The organism is Paenibacillus aurantiacus (genome assembly GCF_042431225.1).
In the GTDB taxonomy this organism is placed as follows: Bacteria; Bacillota; Bacilli; order Paenibacillales; family Paenibacillaceae; genus Paenibacillus_Z; species Paenibacillus_Z aurantiacus.
The window spans coordinates 141,704-158,429 of the sequence record NZ_JBHMDO010000038.1 but is presented as its reverse complement, the minus strand read 5'-3'; the positions used below and the strand labels follow the sequence as shown (position 1 = coordinate 158,429).

The following is a 16,726-nucleotide window of genomic DNA, read 5'->3' as shown; positions in this document are numbered from 1 at the left end:
ATAATTACATCCAAAAACCGGGAGCGATGATATGGAGAGACAGATTGGCGAATATTGGATCAGCACGGATAAAGGACGGCTCGACCTTGATCGGATCTGCCAATTGCTAGCGAATAGCTATTGGGCGAACAATCGGGCGGTAGACGTCATTCGGAAGTCGATCGACAATTCGGTCTGTTTCGGGATTTATCGCGGCCAGGAGCAAGTCGGGTTCGCGCGCGTCGTGACGGATCATGCGACCGTCTTTTATTTGTGCGATGTGATCATCGACGAGGCGCACCGCAAGCAAGGGCTGGGTAAGCAGCTGGTCGCCTGCATTATCGAACAATTCGGGAGCATGCACGGGCTGCTCGCCACGTTCGATGCCCACGGCTTGTACGAGCAGTACGGGTTCCAGCGCAACGAGCGGCTGATGAACCGCCGCGTCCGCTAGGCTCGGCGCCGGATGGAACGCCAATATATCGACCGCATGGCAGCGCCGATCATCAAGTCCGGGTGAGATTTTGAAGGGCGGCATCTTTTTGATGGCAAGCAGCGTCATAGGAGTAGGCGATGGGCCCAATTTCCAGGCGAAGGAGCTTGATGATGCTGAAAACCATTATTTTTGATTTGGACGGGACGATCGGCAATACGCTGCCGCTGTGCATCGCTGCTTTCAAAGCAGCGATCGAACCGCATGCGGGCAGGACGTTGACCGATCAGGAGATTATCGATACGTTCGGACCGTCCGAAGAAGGCACTGTGCATGCGCTGATTCCGGAAGCGTATGATCAAGGCGTTGAAGATTACCTGGTTCATTACAAGGAGCTTCACCCGATGTGCGCCGAACCGTTCGAAGGCATCGTCGACATCCTCGAATTCGCGAAGCGAAGCGGAATTCGCTTGGCGCTCGTCACCGGGAAAGGGCGGCGGAGTACGGACATTACGCTGAATGTGTTCGGCCTCGATTCGTATTTCGAGATCGTCGAGACCGGCTCGCCGCAGGGACCGCGGAAAGTTCAGGGGATCGAGCGCGTGCTGCAGCAGCTTGGCATCGCGCAGGACGAGAGCATTTATGTCGGCGATGCGCCCAGCGACGTCGACGCTTCGCGCCAAGCCGGCGTCCCGATCGTAGCAGCCGCCTGGGCCGAGACGTCCGATCCCGCCGTCTTGCATGCGAAGGGGCCGGATCAGCTGTTTACGTCCGTGGCGGATTTCAGGGCCTATCTCGATCAGCGATGCACCGTATCTAAAGCGTAATGTCTCGTTATAATCATTTATGACCAAACGAAAAGTGCGGACAAATGGTAAAATACAGGTAATGATGCAGTCTGCCGTGGCGGCGGCAGCATTTTTTATTCGTGCTGGAAGGGAGCAGGAGAAGCACGATGAATAGCGGTTTTCGAATCGAGACCGATGCCGACCGGCGCCAGACGCTGAAGGAGGCGAAGCGAGCAGCGCTTCATGCGTTGCGGCGCTATGACATAGACTGGACCGGGCTTCGCTTCATCCAAGTATCCGAGCATGTCACCTTCCGCATCGAAGCTAATGAGGGACAATCTTATCTGCTCCGTATTCACCCGGACAACAAACCGCGCCAGGAGATCGCATCGGAGCTGGAGTGGTTGACTGCCTTGAGCACGAAGGGGCTCGTCGTTCCCGAAACCGTTGTGAACGACGACGGTGAGACCATTACGGATTGCGAGGCGGGCGGCGGACAACGATACTTTGCGACGGTGCTGACATGGATCGAGGGAGAGCGGCCGGAGAGAGGGGCGCTGACCGAGGAGGGCATTCGACATTGGGGAGTCTTAATGGCGAACCTGCATGAGGCAAGCGCGGACTTTAGCCCGTCCGCTCATTTCGCTCGTCCGACTTGGGGGCTTGAAAGTTTCAGACGAGACTGGGCGCATCTCAGGCGGCATCATCAGCCTTTCATCTCGGATGAAGCGATGGAGCTGTACGCCTTGGCCGCCGACAAAGTCGAGCGCGCGCTGGCCGCGTTGTCCCCGCATGAACGAAATCATGGAATGATTCATGCGGATTTGCATATGGGCAATGTCGTATTTCGTGACGGCATACCGTATCCGATCGATTTCGGCAGGTGCGGCTACGGCTACCACCTTTACGATATGGCGCAGTCGATTATGGGATTAACTCCCGAGCAGCGAGCTTGGTTCATGGAAGGCTACGAGAGGGTCAGGCAGCTGGAGGGGGCGGCTATCTCGCAACTGGAATGTTTCTTCATCATGGCGATCATCGAAGCCTACAGCTTCCATGCCGAGAATCCGCTCGAGACGGAAGGGCTGATCGAGGAGCAGCCTTATGCGCAAGCGCTGTTAAGGGCGTATGTGAACGGTGCGCCTTTCTTGTTCGAGACGATCGCGTATTGAATGGAGTCGTCTGCAATGGGCAATGAACTCTGGGTGTTCTGCCTCATTCAGCAGGCACCTTCTGGCACGTCGGCAGTGCCGTCGCTGGGCCTTGGGGTTGTCCATATTCACTCGATGTCAAAAAGGCAACCTCGGTCTGTGTGACCGAAGGCTGCCTTTGGTACGCCCGGCGTTATGCGGACGGCCTAAAAAATACTATCCGGCACGTAATACACTTTCTGCGTATTCTGCTTGTTGACCGGGTCGGTCACGATCGTGAAATAAACGTTGCCGTTCTTCGTCTGCACGCCCTCGATCTCGTGCTTGCCCACGTTCGTGATGCTCGCGAGCGTCTTGAACGACCCGCTGCCCGTTAGCATCGCAATTTGAGGCGTCTGGCCTTCCGCGCCGCCGGACGTATAAATCTCCGTGCTGCCCAGCAAGTCGAGCCCCTGGAACGAGCCGTTCGGACGGACGATGCCGCTGCCCGATTGGGTGAAGCTGCCGACGCAGGCGGCGACCGCCGCGGCGCTGTCCATGCGCACCTGTTCGCTAGCGTCGAGCAGCCGGTTCAGCTTGACCGTGTCGTAGATCGACCACGTCACCGTGCCTTCCTTCGTCTGAACGCGGAACACCGTGTGCGTGCTGTTCCCGCCGCCATCCACGCGATAAGTCTCGCCTAGACGCGAGCCTGTTTTGTCGGCGTAATTCATATAGGTGAACCGGTGAAGATCCGTGTAATCGACCGTCTTGCCTGCCGAGTATTGCAGTCTGGCGACTTGGAGCGACCAGTAATTCGACGTATCCGGATCCGCCTTCGAGCTGAAATAGAAGTAGTTGATGCCGTTGTATGTGTACATGTCGAGCGACTGGCCATGGCCGGAGTTGGTGATCTTCATCTCATCCACGTAAGTGGCGTCTTTGCCGTTCATGAGCAAACGGGACAGGTAGACGGTTCCGCCGGACCGCTGCGTGACGTACAAGTACGTCGAGGCGATGTACGCCTTCTGAACGGCCACATTGTGCTTGAGCCCTTTCAGATTGTAAGCGAGCGTGGCCGATGCGTTGACGGTCTTGGCCGGCGTTGCCGCGATCGCGGGCATGACGGCCATGCCGAACATCAGCATCGCGAGCACGAGGGACGCGGCGAATTTGATCGGCTTTCTCCGAGCGCCCGGCGTTTGGTTCTGGTTCATTACAATGCCTCCATTCGAGATTGGGCTATGCACGGCGCCAGGCAGTCCGCGTGTCATCTGCCAGACCAAGGCCCCGAGCATGCCACTTGATTATCCCTGAGGTGCTTCTGCCTTGGAATAGTCGCCAAGCCCCATTAAATGTTAAAGTTTTATCAGAATTCGAAGGAGCTCAGGAATGTTTGCATTAGGTGGAACCATGAAATTTATGCGCTTAGTTCAGAATACCGCGCAGATAGACCTCCCACGAGCCGGCCAGCCGCCGGTCGAAACGGTCCGCTCCGGCGTAGATCAGCTCCACCAGCATTCCCTCCAGCAGATTGGAGTAGGCGAGTACGGCCGAGTCGATATCGACGGCAAGCCGCGGCGCTTCCGCTGCCAACCGCTGACGGACGAGCTGTTCCTTACGTTCGAAATAGCGGTTCAGCGCATCCTTGACCGGCTCCTCGTGCACCTGGGGGATAATGAACCCATGGTATAGAATGAGCTTCAGATGGTCGTCGCTCATATAACGTTCTTTGTACGTCTGGATCAACCGCAGCAGCGCTTGCTCGAGCGGCAGCGCGCGGTGCTCCGCATGAAACGCGTCCAAGTATCGGATTTCCTCCGCGATCGCCTCGTGGAACACGGTCAGAAACAGCTGCTCCTTCCCCGCGAAATGCGTATAGAGCGAAGGCTTCTTCCGTCCTGCCTCGGTTGCGATCATGTCCAGCGAAGTCGCCTCGTAGCCTTTGGAGGCGAACAAGCGAAGCGCCTTCTGTTTGATTTGCTCCACGATCATCTTCGATGTCCCCCTTTAACCGCCGAAGACGGCCATGACGTATTTTTTCTTCCCGACCTTCGCCAGGACGTACCGGCCGAACAGCGCATCCGCAGCGGCGACGAGCTGGTTCGCGTCGCGCGCTTTCGTGCCGTTCAACGCTACCGCGCCGCTCTGCACATCCTCGCGGGCTTGCCGCTTGGAGGAAGCAGCGCCGGCAGCGACCAATAGCTCGACGATGTTCAGGCTCGATTCCGCTAGTTGCACGGTTGGAATGCTTCGCGCGACGTCGGCCAGATCGTCGGACGTGAGCGTATCGACATTCCCGCGGAACAGCGCCTCGCTGACCCGGACCGCGCCCGCAAGCGCCTCTTCGCCATGGACGAGGAGCGTCAATTCGCGGGCGAGTACCGATTGGGCTTCGCGCTGCTCGGGTGCGGAACGGACGGTTTGCTCGAGCCGCTCGATGTCCGCCTTGGACAGGAACGTGAAGTATTTCAAGAACCGGATGACGTCCGCGTCGTCGGTCTGCAGCCAGAATTGATAGAATTGGTACGGCGACGTCTTGGCCGGATCGAGCCAGATCGCGCCGCCGGCGGTCTTGCCGAACTTCGTGCCGTCGGACTTCATGATGAGCGGCATCGTCAGACCGAAGGCCTCGCCGCCGTCCGTGCGGGAGATGAGCTCCAGCCCGGCCGTAATATTGCCCCACTGATCGCTGCCGCCGATCTGAAGCGAGCAGCCGTATTCCTGATGGAGGAAGCGGAAGTCATACGCCTGGAGCAGCATGTAGCTCATCTCCGTGAACGAAATGCCGAGCGGTAGACGGCTCTGGACGGTTTCCTTGGCCAGCATGTAATTGACCGTGAAGCGGATGCCCGTGTCGCGAAGAAATTCGATGACGTTCATCGAGCGGAACCAGTCGTAGTTGTTGAACACGCGCGCCGCCCGTTCCGGATGGTCGAAATCCAGGAAGCGGGACAGCTGGCTCCGGATGCTGCTTGTCCATTGCTCCACCGTATCCTGCGTGTTGTAAGGCCGCTCCTCGCTTCGGCCCGTCGGGTCGCCGATCATGCCGGTCGCGCCGCCGACGAGGGCGAAGGGGACATGGCCAGCCTGTTGGAATCGCCGCAGCGTCAAGACTGGCAGCAGGTGGCCGATATGCAGGCTCTCCGCTGTCGGGTCGAAGCCGGCATACAGCTTCACGGTCCCCGTATTCAGTTGTTCGCGCAGTCCTTCCAGGTCGGTTGCCTGGTGAACGAGTCCGCGGAATGCCAAATCGTCAAGAATATGCATCGTTATCTCTCCCGTCGCTTTAGTCCGACCGACCGTTCGGTCGGATGATTTCGCTTAGTATCGCATGCTCGGGAAATCTCGTCAAGCCGGGGGCATATTTGAAGCGAATGCGCATGTTTCTTTATTCCGGAAGCGGCGGGCACGATATCGCATCCATACTTCACCACTTTAGCGGAATAGACGGCATGTAGCGGATATGATATAACATACGTATGACACCTTAGAGAGGGTAAACGGATGAATATTTACCTGCTTGCCATCATTTATCTCGTTCCCGCGCTGGCCATGGTCTGCATGACCGTGCTGATTGTGTGCAGGGACTATCGCAACAACCTCTATCGGGCGGCCGGGTGGATGTTTGCCGCGGCGGCTCTGACTTTTATGGCGATGTTCTTCATGAACAGCGCGCCGCTTCACCATCGGACCTCGATTCTGACCTTTGTCCAATTCCCGCTCATTTCGATCCTATTGATTACGGTTCTTCACTATTGGTTCCTCTATACGCATGCCTACGCGAAGAAGCAGGCGGGCTGGTATAAGGCGTTAATGGCCGCTTTTCTCGTTCAGTTGATCCTTGTCCCTTTTGTGCCGCCCGCCAGTTTCGTCGGCCTCAGACCGGATGGCTCCGTCTTCTACGAGCCCGGTCCCGGCGCCTATTTGTTCTGGCTGCTCGCATGCGTCGCGATCGGCGTTATCCTTCGATTGTTCATCCCTTTGTTCAAAAGAGAACCCGGCCCGGCCCGCATATTGCTCATCGCGATGATCCTGGCGACCGTATTCGGGGTCGGAATCAACGTCGCGAGTCTCGTGTTCCAATCGCAGCAAGCCTATTTGGACAAGCTGACCACGCACTCGATGATTTTCGCCATGGTCGGGATTTTCATCAACATGATCAAATATAACGACCTGCCTTCCTTCGAGAAGCGATACCGCATCTTGTTCGAGCGGGCGCCGCTCGGCATCCTTATCGTCGACCGGCAGGGCGCTATCCGGGAAGCAAGCCCGGTCGCGCTTGCGATTTTGAATTTGCCGGCTTCTTCCTCGTCCATCATGCACAACGTGTCGGAGACGAAGAGGGAAGGATGGCAAAGGGAGTATGAGGCGGCCTTTCGCGCCCAGACCCGAATGCAGAACACGGAGCTGACGCTGTCTGCCGCGCTCGGCATGGATCGGACCGTCGCCATGGATTCCGAATTTATCGTCGTTGGAGGCGAGACGCTGCAGTTCATCATGATCCGGGACATTACGGAGACGAAGCACAACGAGCGGCAGATCACGTATTTGGCCTACCATGACGGGCTGACGGGCTTGTACAACCGCGCCGCGTTCCAACGCGAATTGGACCGGCTGCTGAGCGCATCGGGCTCGTTCTCGCTTATCCTGATGGACCTGAACAAATTCAAAGCCATCAATGACAATTACGGTCATCATGCGGGCGATCTCGCGCTATGCCATGTCGCGGCGAAGCTGTCCGAGTCGGCTGGACCGGCGGAATTCGTGGCGAGGTTCGCGGGCGATGAGTTCGTCGTGCTGACCGCCGGCCGGGAAGAGGCGGAGCGCTTTCTCGCGAAGCTTGCGCAGACGCAGGAGGCAAGTCCGTTCCGGTTGGCCGACGGCGAAGAGATCGAGGTGACGCTGAGCGTGGGCATTAGCCATTATCCGCGCGATGGCGAGAACGCCGATGATCTGTATAAGCGTGCGGATGAGCGAATGTATCAGATGAAGAAGCAACCCGCTGCCGTCCGCGACTAACCGTCGTCCGAGTGGGCGCAATTTCAGAACAACCACGTCCTTGCGGCGTGGTTGTTTTCGCGTTCGGCGTGGAATCGGATGCGGACGATGGCTCGAAAAGGGGCTATTGTGCCGGCCGCGTTCATCGATTTATAGTAGGGGGAGGAAATGTCTGGCAAATGAAAGCTGGGGAGGCGTTCGTGGCATGAGATCGATCTATGTCCTGGGAGACAGCATATCCATTCAGTATGGGCCTTATTTAAAGCGGATGACCGAAGAACGGTTCGTCTACGACCGGAAGCGGGGCGAAGAAGAGGCGCTCGCCGATCTGGATCATCCCGTCGGCGCGAACGGCGGGGATAGCGCGATGGTGCTCGATTATTTGAAGAGCGAGCAGGCGAAAGGGATGCGGTATGATCTGCTGCTCCTCAATTGCGGGCTGCACGATCTGAAGACGGACCCGGAGACGGGCGAGAAGCAGGTGCCGCCGGACCAGTACCGCCGCAATTTGGAGGAGATCGTCATTATTGCGCGGGAAATGACGCAAGCCGTCATCTGGCTGCGCACCACGGATGCGGTCGAAGAGATTCATAACGCCCGCATCGCCGCGTTCCATCGTTACCATGACGATGTCGTCGCCTACAACGCGATCGCGGACGACGTGATGAGCAGGCACGGTGTGGCCGCGCTCGATCTGTACGGATTCACTCGCGCCTTCGGCACGGACGCCTTCTGCGACCATGTGCATTTTACGGAGGAGGTGCGGCGCTTGCAGGCCGCTTATATTGCGGGGTATTTGGAGCGGTTTGGCTGAGAGGGGGCACAATAAAAAAAGGTACGGCTTCCGCTTCATGCGAAAGGCCGTACCTTTTTCGTTTATGCGAGATGCATACGGTTAATTAAACCGCTTTTTTCGCCTTGGACTGGCCTTCGGCCTTCAGCTTGGCGATCAGCTTGTCGCCCTCGACGTCGAGATTCGGCAGCAGGCGGTCCAGCCATTTCGGCAGCCACCATGCTTTGTCGCCGAACACCGACATGATGGCCGGCACGAGCGTCATGCGCACGATGAAGGCATCGATGAGAATGCCGGCCGCCAGCGCGAAGCCGATCTGACGGATCATGGCGTCCGGCGCGAAGATGAAGCCGGCGAAGACGGATACCATGATGATGGCGGCGGCCAGGACGACGCGGCTGGCCATTTCGTAGCCATTCACGACGCTCTCGGCGCCGCGTTTGCCGTGGACGTAAGACTCGCGCATGGAGCTGACGAGGAATACTTGATAGTCCATCGCCAGTCCGTACAGAATGCCGGTTACCATGATTGGCATGAAGCTGAGCAGCGGACCGCCGGTGTCGAAGCCGAACAGGCTGTGCATCCAGCCCCACTGGTAAACGGCGGTTGTCAGGCCGAAGGTGGCCAGAATGCTTAGAATGAAGCCGACCGTCGCCTTGATCGGCACGATGATCGAGCGGAACACGAGCAGCAAAATGATAACCGACAAAATGACGATGATGCCGACATAGAGCGGGAACACTTCCGCGAGCTTCGCCGACATGTCGATGTTGATGGCGGTGAAGCCGGTTACGCCGATCGTCGCGTTCGCGGCCTTCGCGAAGCTGGAATCCGGATCGCGCAGATCGTGAACGAGATCTTTCGTTTCCTTATCCGTCGGCCCCGTCTTCGGGATGAGACTGATAATAGCCATGCTGCCGGTCTCGTTGAAGCCCATCGGATTGACGACCGACACGTTCTCATGCTTCTGCAGCTCTTGGACCAGAGCGCCCAGCTGCTCCGGTGTCATGGCCGACGATGCGTCCTTCGGCTCTGCGACTAAGAGCAGCGTGCCGTTGAAGCCTTCGCCGAAGCCCTTGGTGATGGCGTCATAGCTCTGTCTGGCCGTCGTGTCGAGGTCGGCCGAAGCGCCGGACGGGATGCCAAGGTCCATCTTGGCCACCGGAATCGCGGCGACGCCGAGCACGATGATGACGCCGAGAATGATGAGCCAGCGGAACTTGACGGTTCCCTTCGCCCAGCGATGCGCGAAGCCGTGGCGGGCTTTGTTCGCGGACGGCTTGCTCGCTTCGCGCGCCTTGGTAGAGCAGATTTTCTCGCCGACGAAGCCGAGCAGCGCCGGGAGCAGCGTCAAGGAAAGTAGAACGGTGACGAAGACGGTCGTCGCAGCGACGAGCGCCATCGTCGACAGGAACTGAATGCCGATAACGAGCATGCCGCACAGGGCGATAATAACGGTCAGGCCGGCGAAGAAGACGGCGCTGCCGGCGGTGCCGACCGCCCGGCTGGCCGCTTCGCGCGCGGTCAAGCCTTCGTCCAGAATCATGCGGCGCTGGCGGTTAACGATGAACAGCGAATAGTCGATACCGACCGCAAGGCCAATCATGACCGCGAGGGCCGGCGTAATGTCGGTCATCTGCACGAATTTCGAGAGCGCGAACGCGCCGCCGATGCTGACGGCTACGCCGAAGAGCGCGGTGATCAGCGGCAGACCCGCGGCAACGACCGAGCCGAGCGTGATGAACAGGACGACGGCCGCCACGGCGATGCCGATTGCTTCCGTCGAGCCGATCGCGGGCATCGTCGATAACGATTCGCTTGGAATGACGCCGATGCCGGTGTTGCCTTCCTGCGCCACGTTAACCGCGGCCATGACCTCATCCGGAACCGATGCCGGCAGCGACGTCAGCTGCTCGGTGAATTGGAATTGGAACAAGGCGACGCTGGCGTCCGCGGAAATCATGGCGCCCATGACCGGCACGCCATCTACGATGAGCGGGCCGTACGGAGGCGCTTGGCCGGCTTGCGCAGCAGCGTCTTGGCCTGCGCCCGCGCTTGCTTGGCCGCTTTGCGCAGCAGCGTCTTGCCCTGCGCCCGCGCTTGCTTGGCCGCTTTGCGCAGCAGCGTCTTGCCCTGCGCCAGCACTCGCTTGACCGCTTTGCGCTGCGGCGTCTTGACCGGCCGCTGCGCCAGCCGCTGCCGCTAATTCGGCTGGATTAATGACGTAATCCTTGGCGTAGACGCCGCCGACGGCCTTCTGAATGGCCGCCAGCCGTTCGGGCGTATCCAGCCGCTGCCCTTCGGGCGCGGTGAACACGATGCTCGCTTGCCCGCCGGATGCGGCCGGCAGCTCTGCCGTCAATTTGTCGAGCACCTTCTGCGATTCCGTGCCTTCGATCTTCATCTCGGAGCTGGAATGGATGCCATTGATGCCGAGCATGGCGCCGACGATTCCGAGAATGACGACCCAGCTGATGAGAAACTGCCAAGGCTTGTCGTAAGCGGTTCTTCCTAACTTGTACAGAAAAGTGGACATGGGTAAAGCGCTCCTTTATCAGCCAAAATAAACTTAGAAACCGTTGCGCAAATACGCGAAGGTCGAATTCAAATACTGCTCGAAGGTGATCGCATCCCTCTGATCGCCCGGTTCCTCGCCGGGGAGCAGCACGTTCATGCTGCCGTCGAGAACGGGGACGAACGCGCCGTAGACCGCGCCGGCGAGCAGATGGGTGTACTCGGCGGGATAGCGCTCGCCGGCGAACTCCGCGAGCAATTGCTGGGCGGCCATCTGCAAGCGATGCAGAATGCTTAAGCTATAAGGCTCAAGCGTAGGATATCCTTTGGCCAGGGAGACGAACCGGCGAAGCTTCAGCAGAAAATCCTTCGTCAATTGCATCGTCATCAGACGATAGAGCATATCGAGCGGCGTCGTATCCGGAGGCAGGGAGGCGAACAATAAGGTGGTGTATTCCTCCTCGTTCTTCACGGTCACCGCGCCGGCCGCAACCGCTTCTTCCTTGCAGGAGAAGTAGTTGGCGAACGTCCGTCTCGAATAACCGGCCTTCTTCACGACATCGTCGACGATGAAGCCGTCCAGCCCATGCTCGAGCGCCAGCTCGAATGCCGTCTCCGCTAACGCGGCGGCCGTTGCTTCTTTCTTCTTATCGCGTAAAGTTAGCTTGTCGTGCAGCACGTAGGCGGCTTCCTCCTTTCTTTCGTGGTCGTATGGGATGACGACGGGCTACTGTCTATTTATATTATTGCTCAAAGTGCAATTGTGCACAATGTGCAAAGTTTACAACATTGTGACGCTCTCGAAACGGCGATTGCGGCAACGCCGTCCAGCGGATCCGTTTTGCCTTGAGGGCTGAAGCGAATGGAATGTTTCGGCCTGTCTATCGGTTGCTTTTAAGCATGAAAAAAGCGAGGCTTGGACTCGTCCCTTGCCTCGCGGAACCATTCGTCGTGCTTTAGATTGCCCCCGTCTTTCGTTGACGCGGGACGCAATGCGGCGAATTCATGTCAGCTAGAAATGAGAGCATCCTGCGCGTAATAGCACGAAGAGCCCGTCACGGCAACGGGCTTCTCGATCGTCAAGCTGCCGCCAGGCGACGTCAACGAAGACGAGAAGGTTAGCATCGGCGACCTGGCCCTCGTGGCCAAGGCTTATGGCAAAACGAGCGCGGATCCGGATTGGGCGGAAGCGGCCAAGTCGGACATCAACAGCGACGGCCGAATCGACGTCGAGGACTTGGCGGCACTGGCGAGACTGATTCTACAGTAGACCGTACCGGACATGGCGGCGAATGCCGCATGAACGAAAAGACCTGCAGCGAGTGCTGCAGGTCTTTTGCAATTGGCTATGCTCGAAATAGAGAAGGTACAAGTTCCACGATTATCGAGCATCATGCTTTTCTCGGGAATGAAATAGCAGTCGCCGCCTGCCACTCCACCTTAACTACCGGACGTCGTTCTGCCGAATATCCTGGATGCCCGTCTCGATCCGCTTCGCGACCGGATCGCCCTCGCCAGCCGCAAGCAGCGTCTCCATGATGAGCTTGCCCCAATCCTCTTCGCGCTGCGAAATAACGGCGGCAAGCTGGCCGTTGAGCAGCGCCTCCTTGCTGGTCGTGGCGATGCCCGTCGAGACGGCCAACCGGTTCAAGCCTTTGGCTTTCCAAATGAGGGTGGAGGCGGAGGCCGAGACGATGTCCAGCCCGACCAAAGCGTCGAAATGGGGATGGGCGTCAATCATCGTCTCGATATCGCTCATGGCTTTCTCCTCGCTCCCTTGGTTGTAGTGCACCTCGAGGACGTCGATCGCCGTATTCGCATTCAAATAATCGATGAAGCCCGAGAGCCGCTGCCGCATGCCGAGCATTTCCTCCATGCCGTTCTCCACGAGAATCATCCCTTTGCCTCCGAGCAGCTGGCTGACCGCGACCGCGCTTTGTTTGCCTGTCGCGTAATTGTCTGCGCCGACGTAGGCGGTGCGGACGCTGCTGGGCGCGTCCGACTCGAAGGTGACGACGGGGATGCCGGCGGCTTGCGCTTTGTTAATGACCGGCGTCAGCGCTTCGGAATCGACCGGGGAGATCGCGATTCCGGCCACCTGCTGCCGGATCATCGTCTCCATGATGCGGATCTGCTGCTCCGTATTCGCTTCGTCCGGCGCGCTGACGATGAGCGCGACGCCGGCCGCTTCCGCTGCGGCGCTCGCGTCCTGGGTGATCATCTCGTACATCGGATAAGCCATCGGGTAGATGATGCCGTACGTCTTGGCGCCCGCCGGTGCCTCGGGCTTCGGGTTGCCCGCGCCCGAAGACGGAGTCTGAAGCCGATCGGATTCGCCGCTGAAGCAGCCGCTCAACGCAACCGCCAGGAGCGCGGCGAGTGCGGCCCGCGTCAGCTTGCCTGCAGCACTCATGCCATTCGTCCTTCCGGCTGCTTCGGGTGATCCTTGACCTCCGAGACGCCCTGGTTCCGGTATTCCTTGGTCGTCATGCCCGTTATTTTCTTGAACAGGTTCGAGAAATAATGCGGGTCGTTATAGCCGACATCGAACGCGATCTCGAACGATTTGCGCCGCGTCGTCTTCAGCAGCTCCATCGCCTTGCCGATCCGAACCTGGGTTAAGTATTCCGTGAGCGTCTGGCCCGTCTCTTGGCTGAACACCTTGCTGAGATGGCTCGGGCTGATTCGGACATGCTGGGCGATGACCTTGAGCGATAGCTGATCGTTATTATACTGGCAATTGATATAATCCTTCACGCTCTTGATGATATCGCCGTATTTGTCGGCTGCTTCGGACCGCCACTGCCACAGCTCGAGCAGGAGCCCGCCTAGATACCGGAGGCTATCCTCCCACGTCGCGACCTGCTTGATCGCCTGCTGAAGGCGGCCGATGCTATCGCTCGGATCGACGCCGGTGCGGAACGTTTGCTTGGCTGCGCGAAACGCCTCCAAGGTCAGATCGTTCAGCAGGTAGAAGCCGTACGACGAGGAGGTCCAGACGAGGGGCTGCAGCTCGCGGGCGAAGTTCCGCACGAACGCTTCCATTTGGGCGGGCGACCCGACCTTCAGAAAGTCGAGGAAGGCGGCGCGGTCGAGCAGCACGCCCATGGGGGCCATGTCGTCCGATCCGCGCAGCGCGGCCGTGTTCTGCTGCTTCAGCCGGGCGATGTATTTGTCCTCCTCCGCTTCGAGATAGGAGACGTGAATGCCTTGGATGCGTCCCTGCACGCTGCCGACGCCCGTATAGATGTCGCAGCCGAACCGCGCCGCAAGCTCCGCGCGAATCTCCGTGCCGATCCCCCGAAGACCATCGGCCATCCCCTCAGCCGAGCCGCCCTTGAAGATGACGACCAGCTCCGTCCGGCTGCGGACGAAGGAGAGGCGGTCGATGCCGGCGCCCAGCTGCCGGTCGAGCGCTTCGCGTAAGCCGTTCATGACGCGCGGCTCCTGTGAATCGGCAGCTTCCGCCGAGCGAATATCGAAGATGGCGACTACGTAATAGCGGGCCGATAGCGGAATGGACAGGTCCTTGGCGGTTTCGATCGCCTCGGAGGTGCCGATGAGACCGCCGCACAGGTCGGCGAGCAGCCGCTCCTTCGTCACGGTCTGGCTTTTGAGCCGCTGCCGCTCTTCGTCGATCTTGCGGCCGACCTTGTGAAGCAGCTCGACGAGCTCCGAGGCGCTGATCGGCTTCAGGCAGTAATCCTCGACGCCAAGGCGGATCGCGTTCTGCGCATAGCGGAACTCATCATGGCCGCTCATGATGATGACCTTGACCGCCGGCATTTGCTTACGGACGATGGCCGCCAGCTCCAGACCGTCCATGAAGGGCATTTTGATATCCGTGATCAGAATGTCCGGCATCCATTCCTCGATTAAGGGCAGGGCGATCTCGCCGTCCGGCGCGTCCCCGCAGTAGTGGAAGCCTTCCTTCTCCCAATCCACGCAGCTGCGCATATTTTCGCGTATGAGAATTTCATCGTCCACGATCATCACTTTTTTCATGGCGTCCTCCTCCTTACTGTTTTGGGATGCGGATCGAAATCCGGCTGCCTTCCCGGTAGACGCTGTCCATCTCGATGCCGTACGGCGCGCCGAAATACAGCCGGATCCGGTGATGGACGTTGAGCAGGCCGAAGCCGCCTTCGTGATCGTCCGTCTGCGGCGCCAAGGAGTCGATCGGCTTCTCCAGCTCCTCGCGCAGCTGCGCCAGCCGCTCGGGCTTCATCCCGATCCCGTCGTCCGTCACGGTCAGCACGATGTCTTGGCCCTCCGCACGTCCGCCGATGGTGATCAAGCCCAGACCCCGCTTGTTCTTGATACCGTGGTAGAGCGCATTCTCAATTAGCGGCTGGAGCGTCATTTTCAGCATCGGATACACCTGCAGCTCGGGGGCGACTTTAATCTCGTACCGAAGAATATCGTGATACCGCATTTGCTGGATGACCAAATAGTTGTGCGCGTGCTCGAGCTCGGTCTTGATCGTCACCCAATCGCGGCCTTTGTTAAGGCTAAGCCGGAAGAAGCGGGACAGCGCCTTGACCAGTTTGATAACGCTTTCTTTCTTCTCCGCCTCCGCCATCCAAATGATGGAATCGAGCGTGTTGTACAGAAAATGCGGGTTGATCTGCGCCTGCAGCGTGCGGAGTTCGGCCATCTGCTTCAGCTCCTGCTCGCGCCTGTTCTTGTCGATCAGGCTTTTGATCTTCTCGAGCATGATGTTGAAGCTGTTGCCCAGATCGGCGATCTCGTCCGTCCCGGTCGGCGCGACCTTGGCGTCCAAGTAGCCGCCTGCGGCTTTGCGCATCTTGTTCATCAGAATTTGGATCGGCCGGGTGAGCCGGTTGGTCAGGAACACATACAAGGTCAGCGCGAATACGGCGCTCAGCAGCACGCTGACAATGATGAGCTGCCGGATGCTGTTCGCCTCCGCGATAATTTCCTGGAAGGGCGCCACGCCGACGATTTTCCAGCCGGTCACCTTCGACGTGCTGTACACGACGAATTGCGGCTTGGATTTGGTCGACAGGACGAAGCCGTCCTGCTCCGCGGTCATCGGCTGTTCCGCGATCTGCGCCAGCACGTCGGGCGCGGCTTGCTTGGCGCGCGGCTGGAACACCGGCGCTCCGTAAGGATCGTTAATATAGAAGAAGCCGGTCTTGCCGATCTTCGTCTGCGCGAGAAAATCGTCGATCATCGCTTCGTTGAGGTCGATGACGATAAAGCCGATCACCTCGTGCGTAATGCGCTGCTTGATCGCCGCAATAATTGAAAGCGCATTCTGATTCGGGTACGCAAAGCCGTCCAGCCGGTTGGAATCCGAAGCGTCCGACTGCGGAATGCGCAGGATAGCGTCCGGGTATTGCGTCACATATTGAAAATACGGATTCCGGAGCGGGTTGCGGTCTAACTGGAAGACGCCTCTTCGTTCGCTGATCCCTTTGCCGTATAAATTGACCATCGAAATGTTCAGCACCTTGTCGTATTTGTACGTTTCCCGGTACAGCTTGAACGTCTGCAGGATGGATTTGGCTTCCTGGTAGGTTTCGGATGGCGAGTAGAGGAACTGCAGCACCTGCGGATTTTTGCCCATCTCCAGAATGCGCTCGGTGTCTTCGAACAAGATATCCAAATTGCGGGCCAGTTGATCGGCCACGAGCCGGGTGGACGCTTTGCTGTGATCGGATACGGCCGTGTAGGACTTCTGATAGGAGACGATGCCGACCGCCAGCAGCGGGACTGCGGTCAAGATGATAAACATGCTCAGCAATTTGGCTCGCAGGCTGGATGAGATCCATGTGACGAGGTTCATCGGTTCCTCCGGCGGGATAAGTAGAACTATTTGCCACACAAAGGAATGGCTCCGAAAAAGCGATGATCTTCCGAGCGCTGTTGTTCACGGATATCTAGATTCAAGTTGTGACAAGGTTGATATCCGTTCACAAAGGCGCACGCTGTCGCTTCTCCAGATTCATCTCTTTTTCTCCGCCTTGTGATTTGCATATAAGTTCAACTTATATAGATTTTTTTTATTATAGCATGGTTTCTCCCGCATTTAAGACCTTCGCGGGATAGTGCACTTTTCACA

The 16,726-nt window shown here is 58.5% G+C and carries 14 protein-coding genes; 6 read left to right on the top strand and 8 right to left on the bottom strand.

Translation table 11 applies throughout. The annotated features are described in order from the left end of the window. The first annotated feature begins 31 nt into the window (after positions 1-31). The 3 genes from ACFFSY_RS23790 (at position 32) to ACFFSY_RS23780 (ending at position 2,372) form a co-directional block, all read left to right on the top strand. Positions 32-433 (top strand): GNAT family N-acetyltransferase, encoded by a 402-nt coding sequence (locus ACFFSY_RS23790; protein WP_377498785.1) that lies wholly within the window; start codon positions 32-34, stop codon positions 431-433. Positions 434-582: 149 nt separating this feature from the next. Further along, the gene (locus tag ACFFSY_RS23785; protein WP_377498783.1) at positions 583-1,239 is read left to right on the top strand and encodes an HAD family hydrolase; all 657 of its coding nucleotides are present in this window, start codon (positions 583-585) and stop codon (positions 1,237-1,239) included. 128 nt (positions 1,240-1,367) lie between these two features. Next, the gene (locus ACFFSY_RS23780; RefSeq protein WP_377498781.1) at positions 1,368-2,372 is read left to right on the top strand and encodes a phosphotransferase enzyme family protein; all 1,005 of its coding nucleotides are present in this window, start codon (positions 1,368-1,370) and stop codon (positions 2,370-2,372) included. Positions 2,373-2,557: 185 nt separating this feature from the next. Here the strand turns inward: ACFFSY_RS23780 and ACFFSY_RS23775 are convergent, their stop codons facing one another. From ACFFSY_RS23775 to tyrS, 3 genes are all read right to left on the bottom strand, one after another. Further along, positions 2,558-3,547 carry a helveticin J family class III bacteriocin gene (locus ACFFSY_RS23775; RefSeq protein ID WP_377498779.1) on the bottom strand — a complete coding sequence of 330 codons (990 nt, stop codon included), beginning with the start codon at positions 3,545-3,547 and terminating at the stop codon, positions 2,558-2,560. 211 nt (positions 3,548-3,758) lie between these two features. Beyond that, positions 3,759-4,325, bottom strand: coding sequence for a TetR/AcrR family transcriptional regulator (locus tag ACFFSY_RS23770; RefSeq protein ID WP_377498777.1), 567 nt, complete (start codon positions 4,323-4,325; stop codon positions 3,759-3,761). Between the two features lie 15 nt (positions 4,326-4,340). Then, complete coding sequence (gene tyrS / locus ACFFSY_RS23765) at positions 4,341-5,600, bottom strand: tyrosine--tRNA ligase (RefSeq protein WP_377498775.1); 1,260 nt, start codon at positions 5,598-5,600, stop codon at positions 4,341-4,343. Between the two features lie 237 nt (positions 5,601-5,837). On the opposite strand from tyrS, the gene ACFFSY_RS23760 reads away from it, so the two are divergent. Next, positions 5,838-7,352: a GGDEF domain-containing protein gene (locus ACFFSY_RS23760; protein WP_377498773.1), complete on the top strand. Its 1,515-nt coding sequence runs from the start codon at positions 5,838-5,840 to the stop codon at positions 7,350-7,352. 184 nt (positions 7,353-7,536) lie between these two features. Beyond that, positions 7,537-8,145, top strand: coding sequence for an SGNH/GDSL hydrolase family protein (locus ACFFSY_RS23755; protein WP_377498771.1), 609 nt, complete (start codon positions 7,537-7,539; stop codon positions 8,143-8,145). An 85-nt stretch (positions 8,146-8,230) separates the two neighbouring features. Here ACFFSY_RS23755 and ACFFSY_RS23750 read toward each other — a convergent pair whose 3' ends face one another. Together ACFFSY_RS23750 and ACFFSY_RS23745 are read right to left on the bottom strand one after the other, a co-directional pair. Further along, positions 8,231-10,660, bottom strand: a complete 2,430-nt coding sequence (locus ACFFSY_RS23750; RefSeq protein WP_377498769.1) for an MMPL family transporter — start codon at positions 10,658-10,660, stop codon at positions 8,231-8,233. Positions 10,661-10,693: 33 nt separating this feature from the next. Continuing rightward, positions 10,694-11,317 (bottom strand): TetR/AcrR family transcriptional regulator, encoded by a 624-nt coding sequence (locus ACFFSY_RS23745; protein ID WP_377498767.1) that lies wholly within the window; start codon positions 11,315-11,317, stop codon positions 10,694-10,696. Positions 11,318-11,713: 396 nt separating this feature from the next. On the opposite strand from ACFFSY_RS23745, the gene ACFFSY_RS23740 reads away from it, so the two are divergent. Then, positions 11,714-11,908, top strand: a complete 195-nt coding sequence (locus tag ACFFSY_RS23740) for a dockerin type I domain-containing protein (protein WP_377498837.1) — start codon at positions 11,714-11,716, stop codon at positions 11,906-11,908. Between the two features lie 174 nt (positions 11,909-12,082). Here ACFFSY_RS23740 and ACFFSY_RS23735 read toward each other — a convergent pair whose 3' ends face one another. The 3 genes from ACFFSY_RS23735 to ACFFSY_RS23725 are packed head-to-tail and all read right to left on the bottom strand — an operon-like array spanning position 12,083 to position 16,450. Continuing rightward, a complete protein-coding gene (locus tag ACFFSY_RS23735) occupies positions 12,083-13,051 on the bottom strand; it encodes a sugar ABC transporter substrate-binding protein (protein WP_377498765.1) in 969 nt (322 codons plus the stop codon). Then, positions 13,048-14,643, bottom strand: coding sequence for a response regulator (locus tag ACFFSY_RS23730; protein ID WP_377498763.1), 1,596 nt, complete (start codon positions 14,641-14,643; stop codon positions 13,048-13,050). The genes ACFFSY_RS23735 and ACFFSY_RS23730 overlap by 4 nt, the downstream gene beginning before the upstream one ends. Positions 14,644-14,656: 13 nt before the next feature. Beyond that, positions 14,657-16,450, bottom strand: a complete 1,794-nt coding sequence (locus tag ACFFSY_RS23725; RefSeq protein ID WP_377498761.1) for a sensor histidine kinase — start codon at positions 16,448-16,450, stop codon at positions 14,657-14,659. Positions 16,451-16,726: the final 276 nt, after the last annotated feature.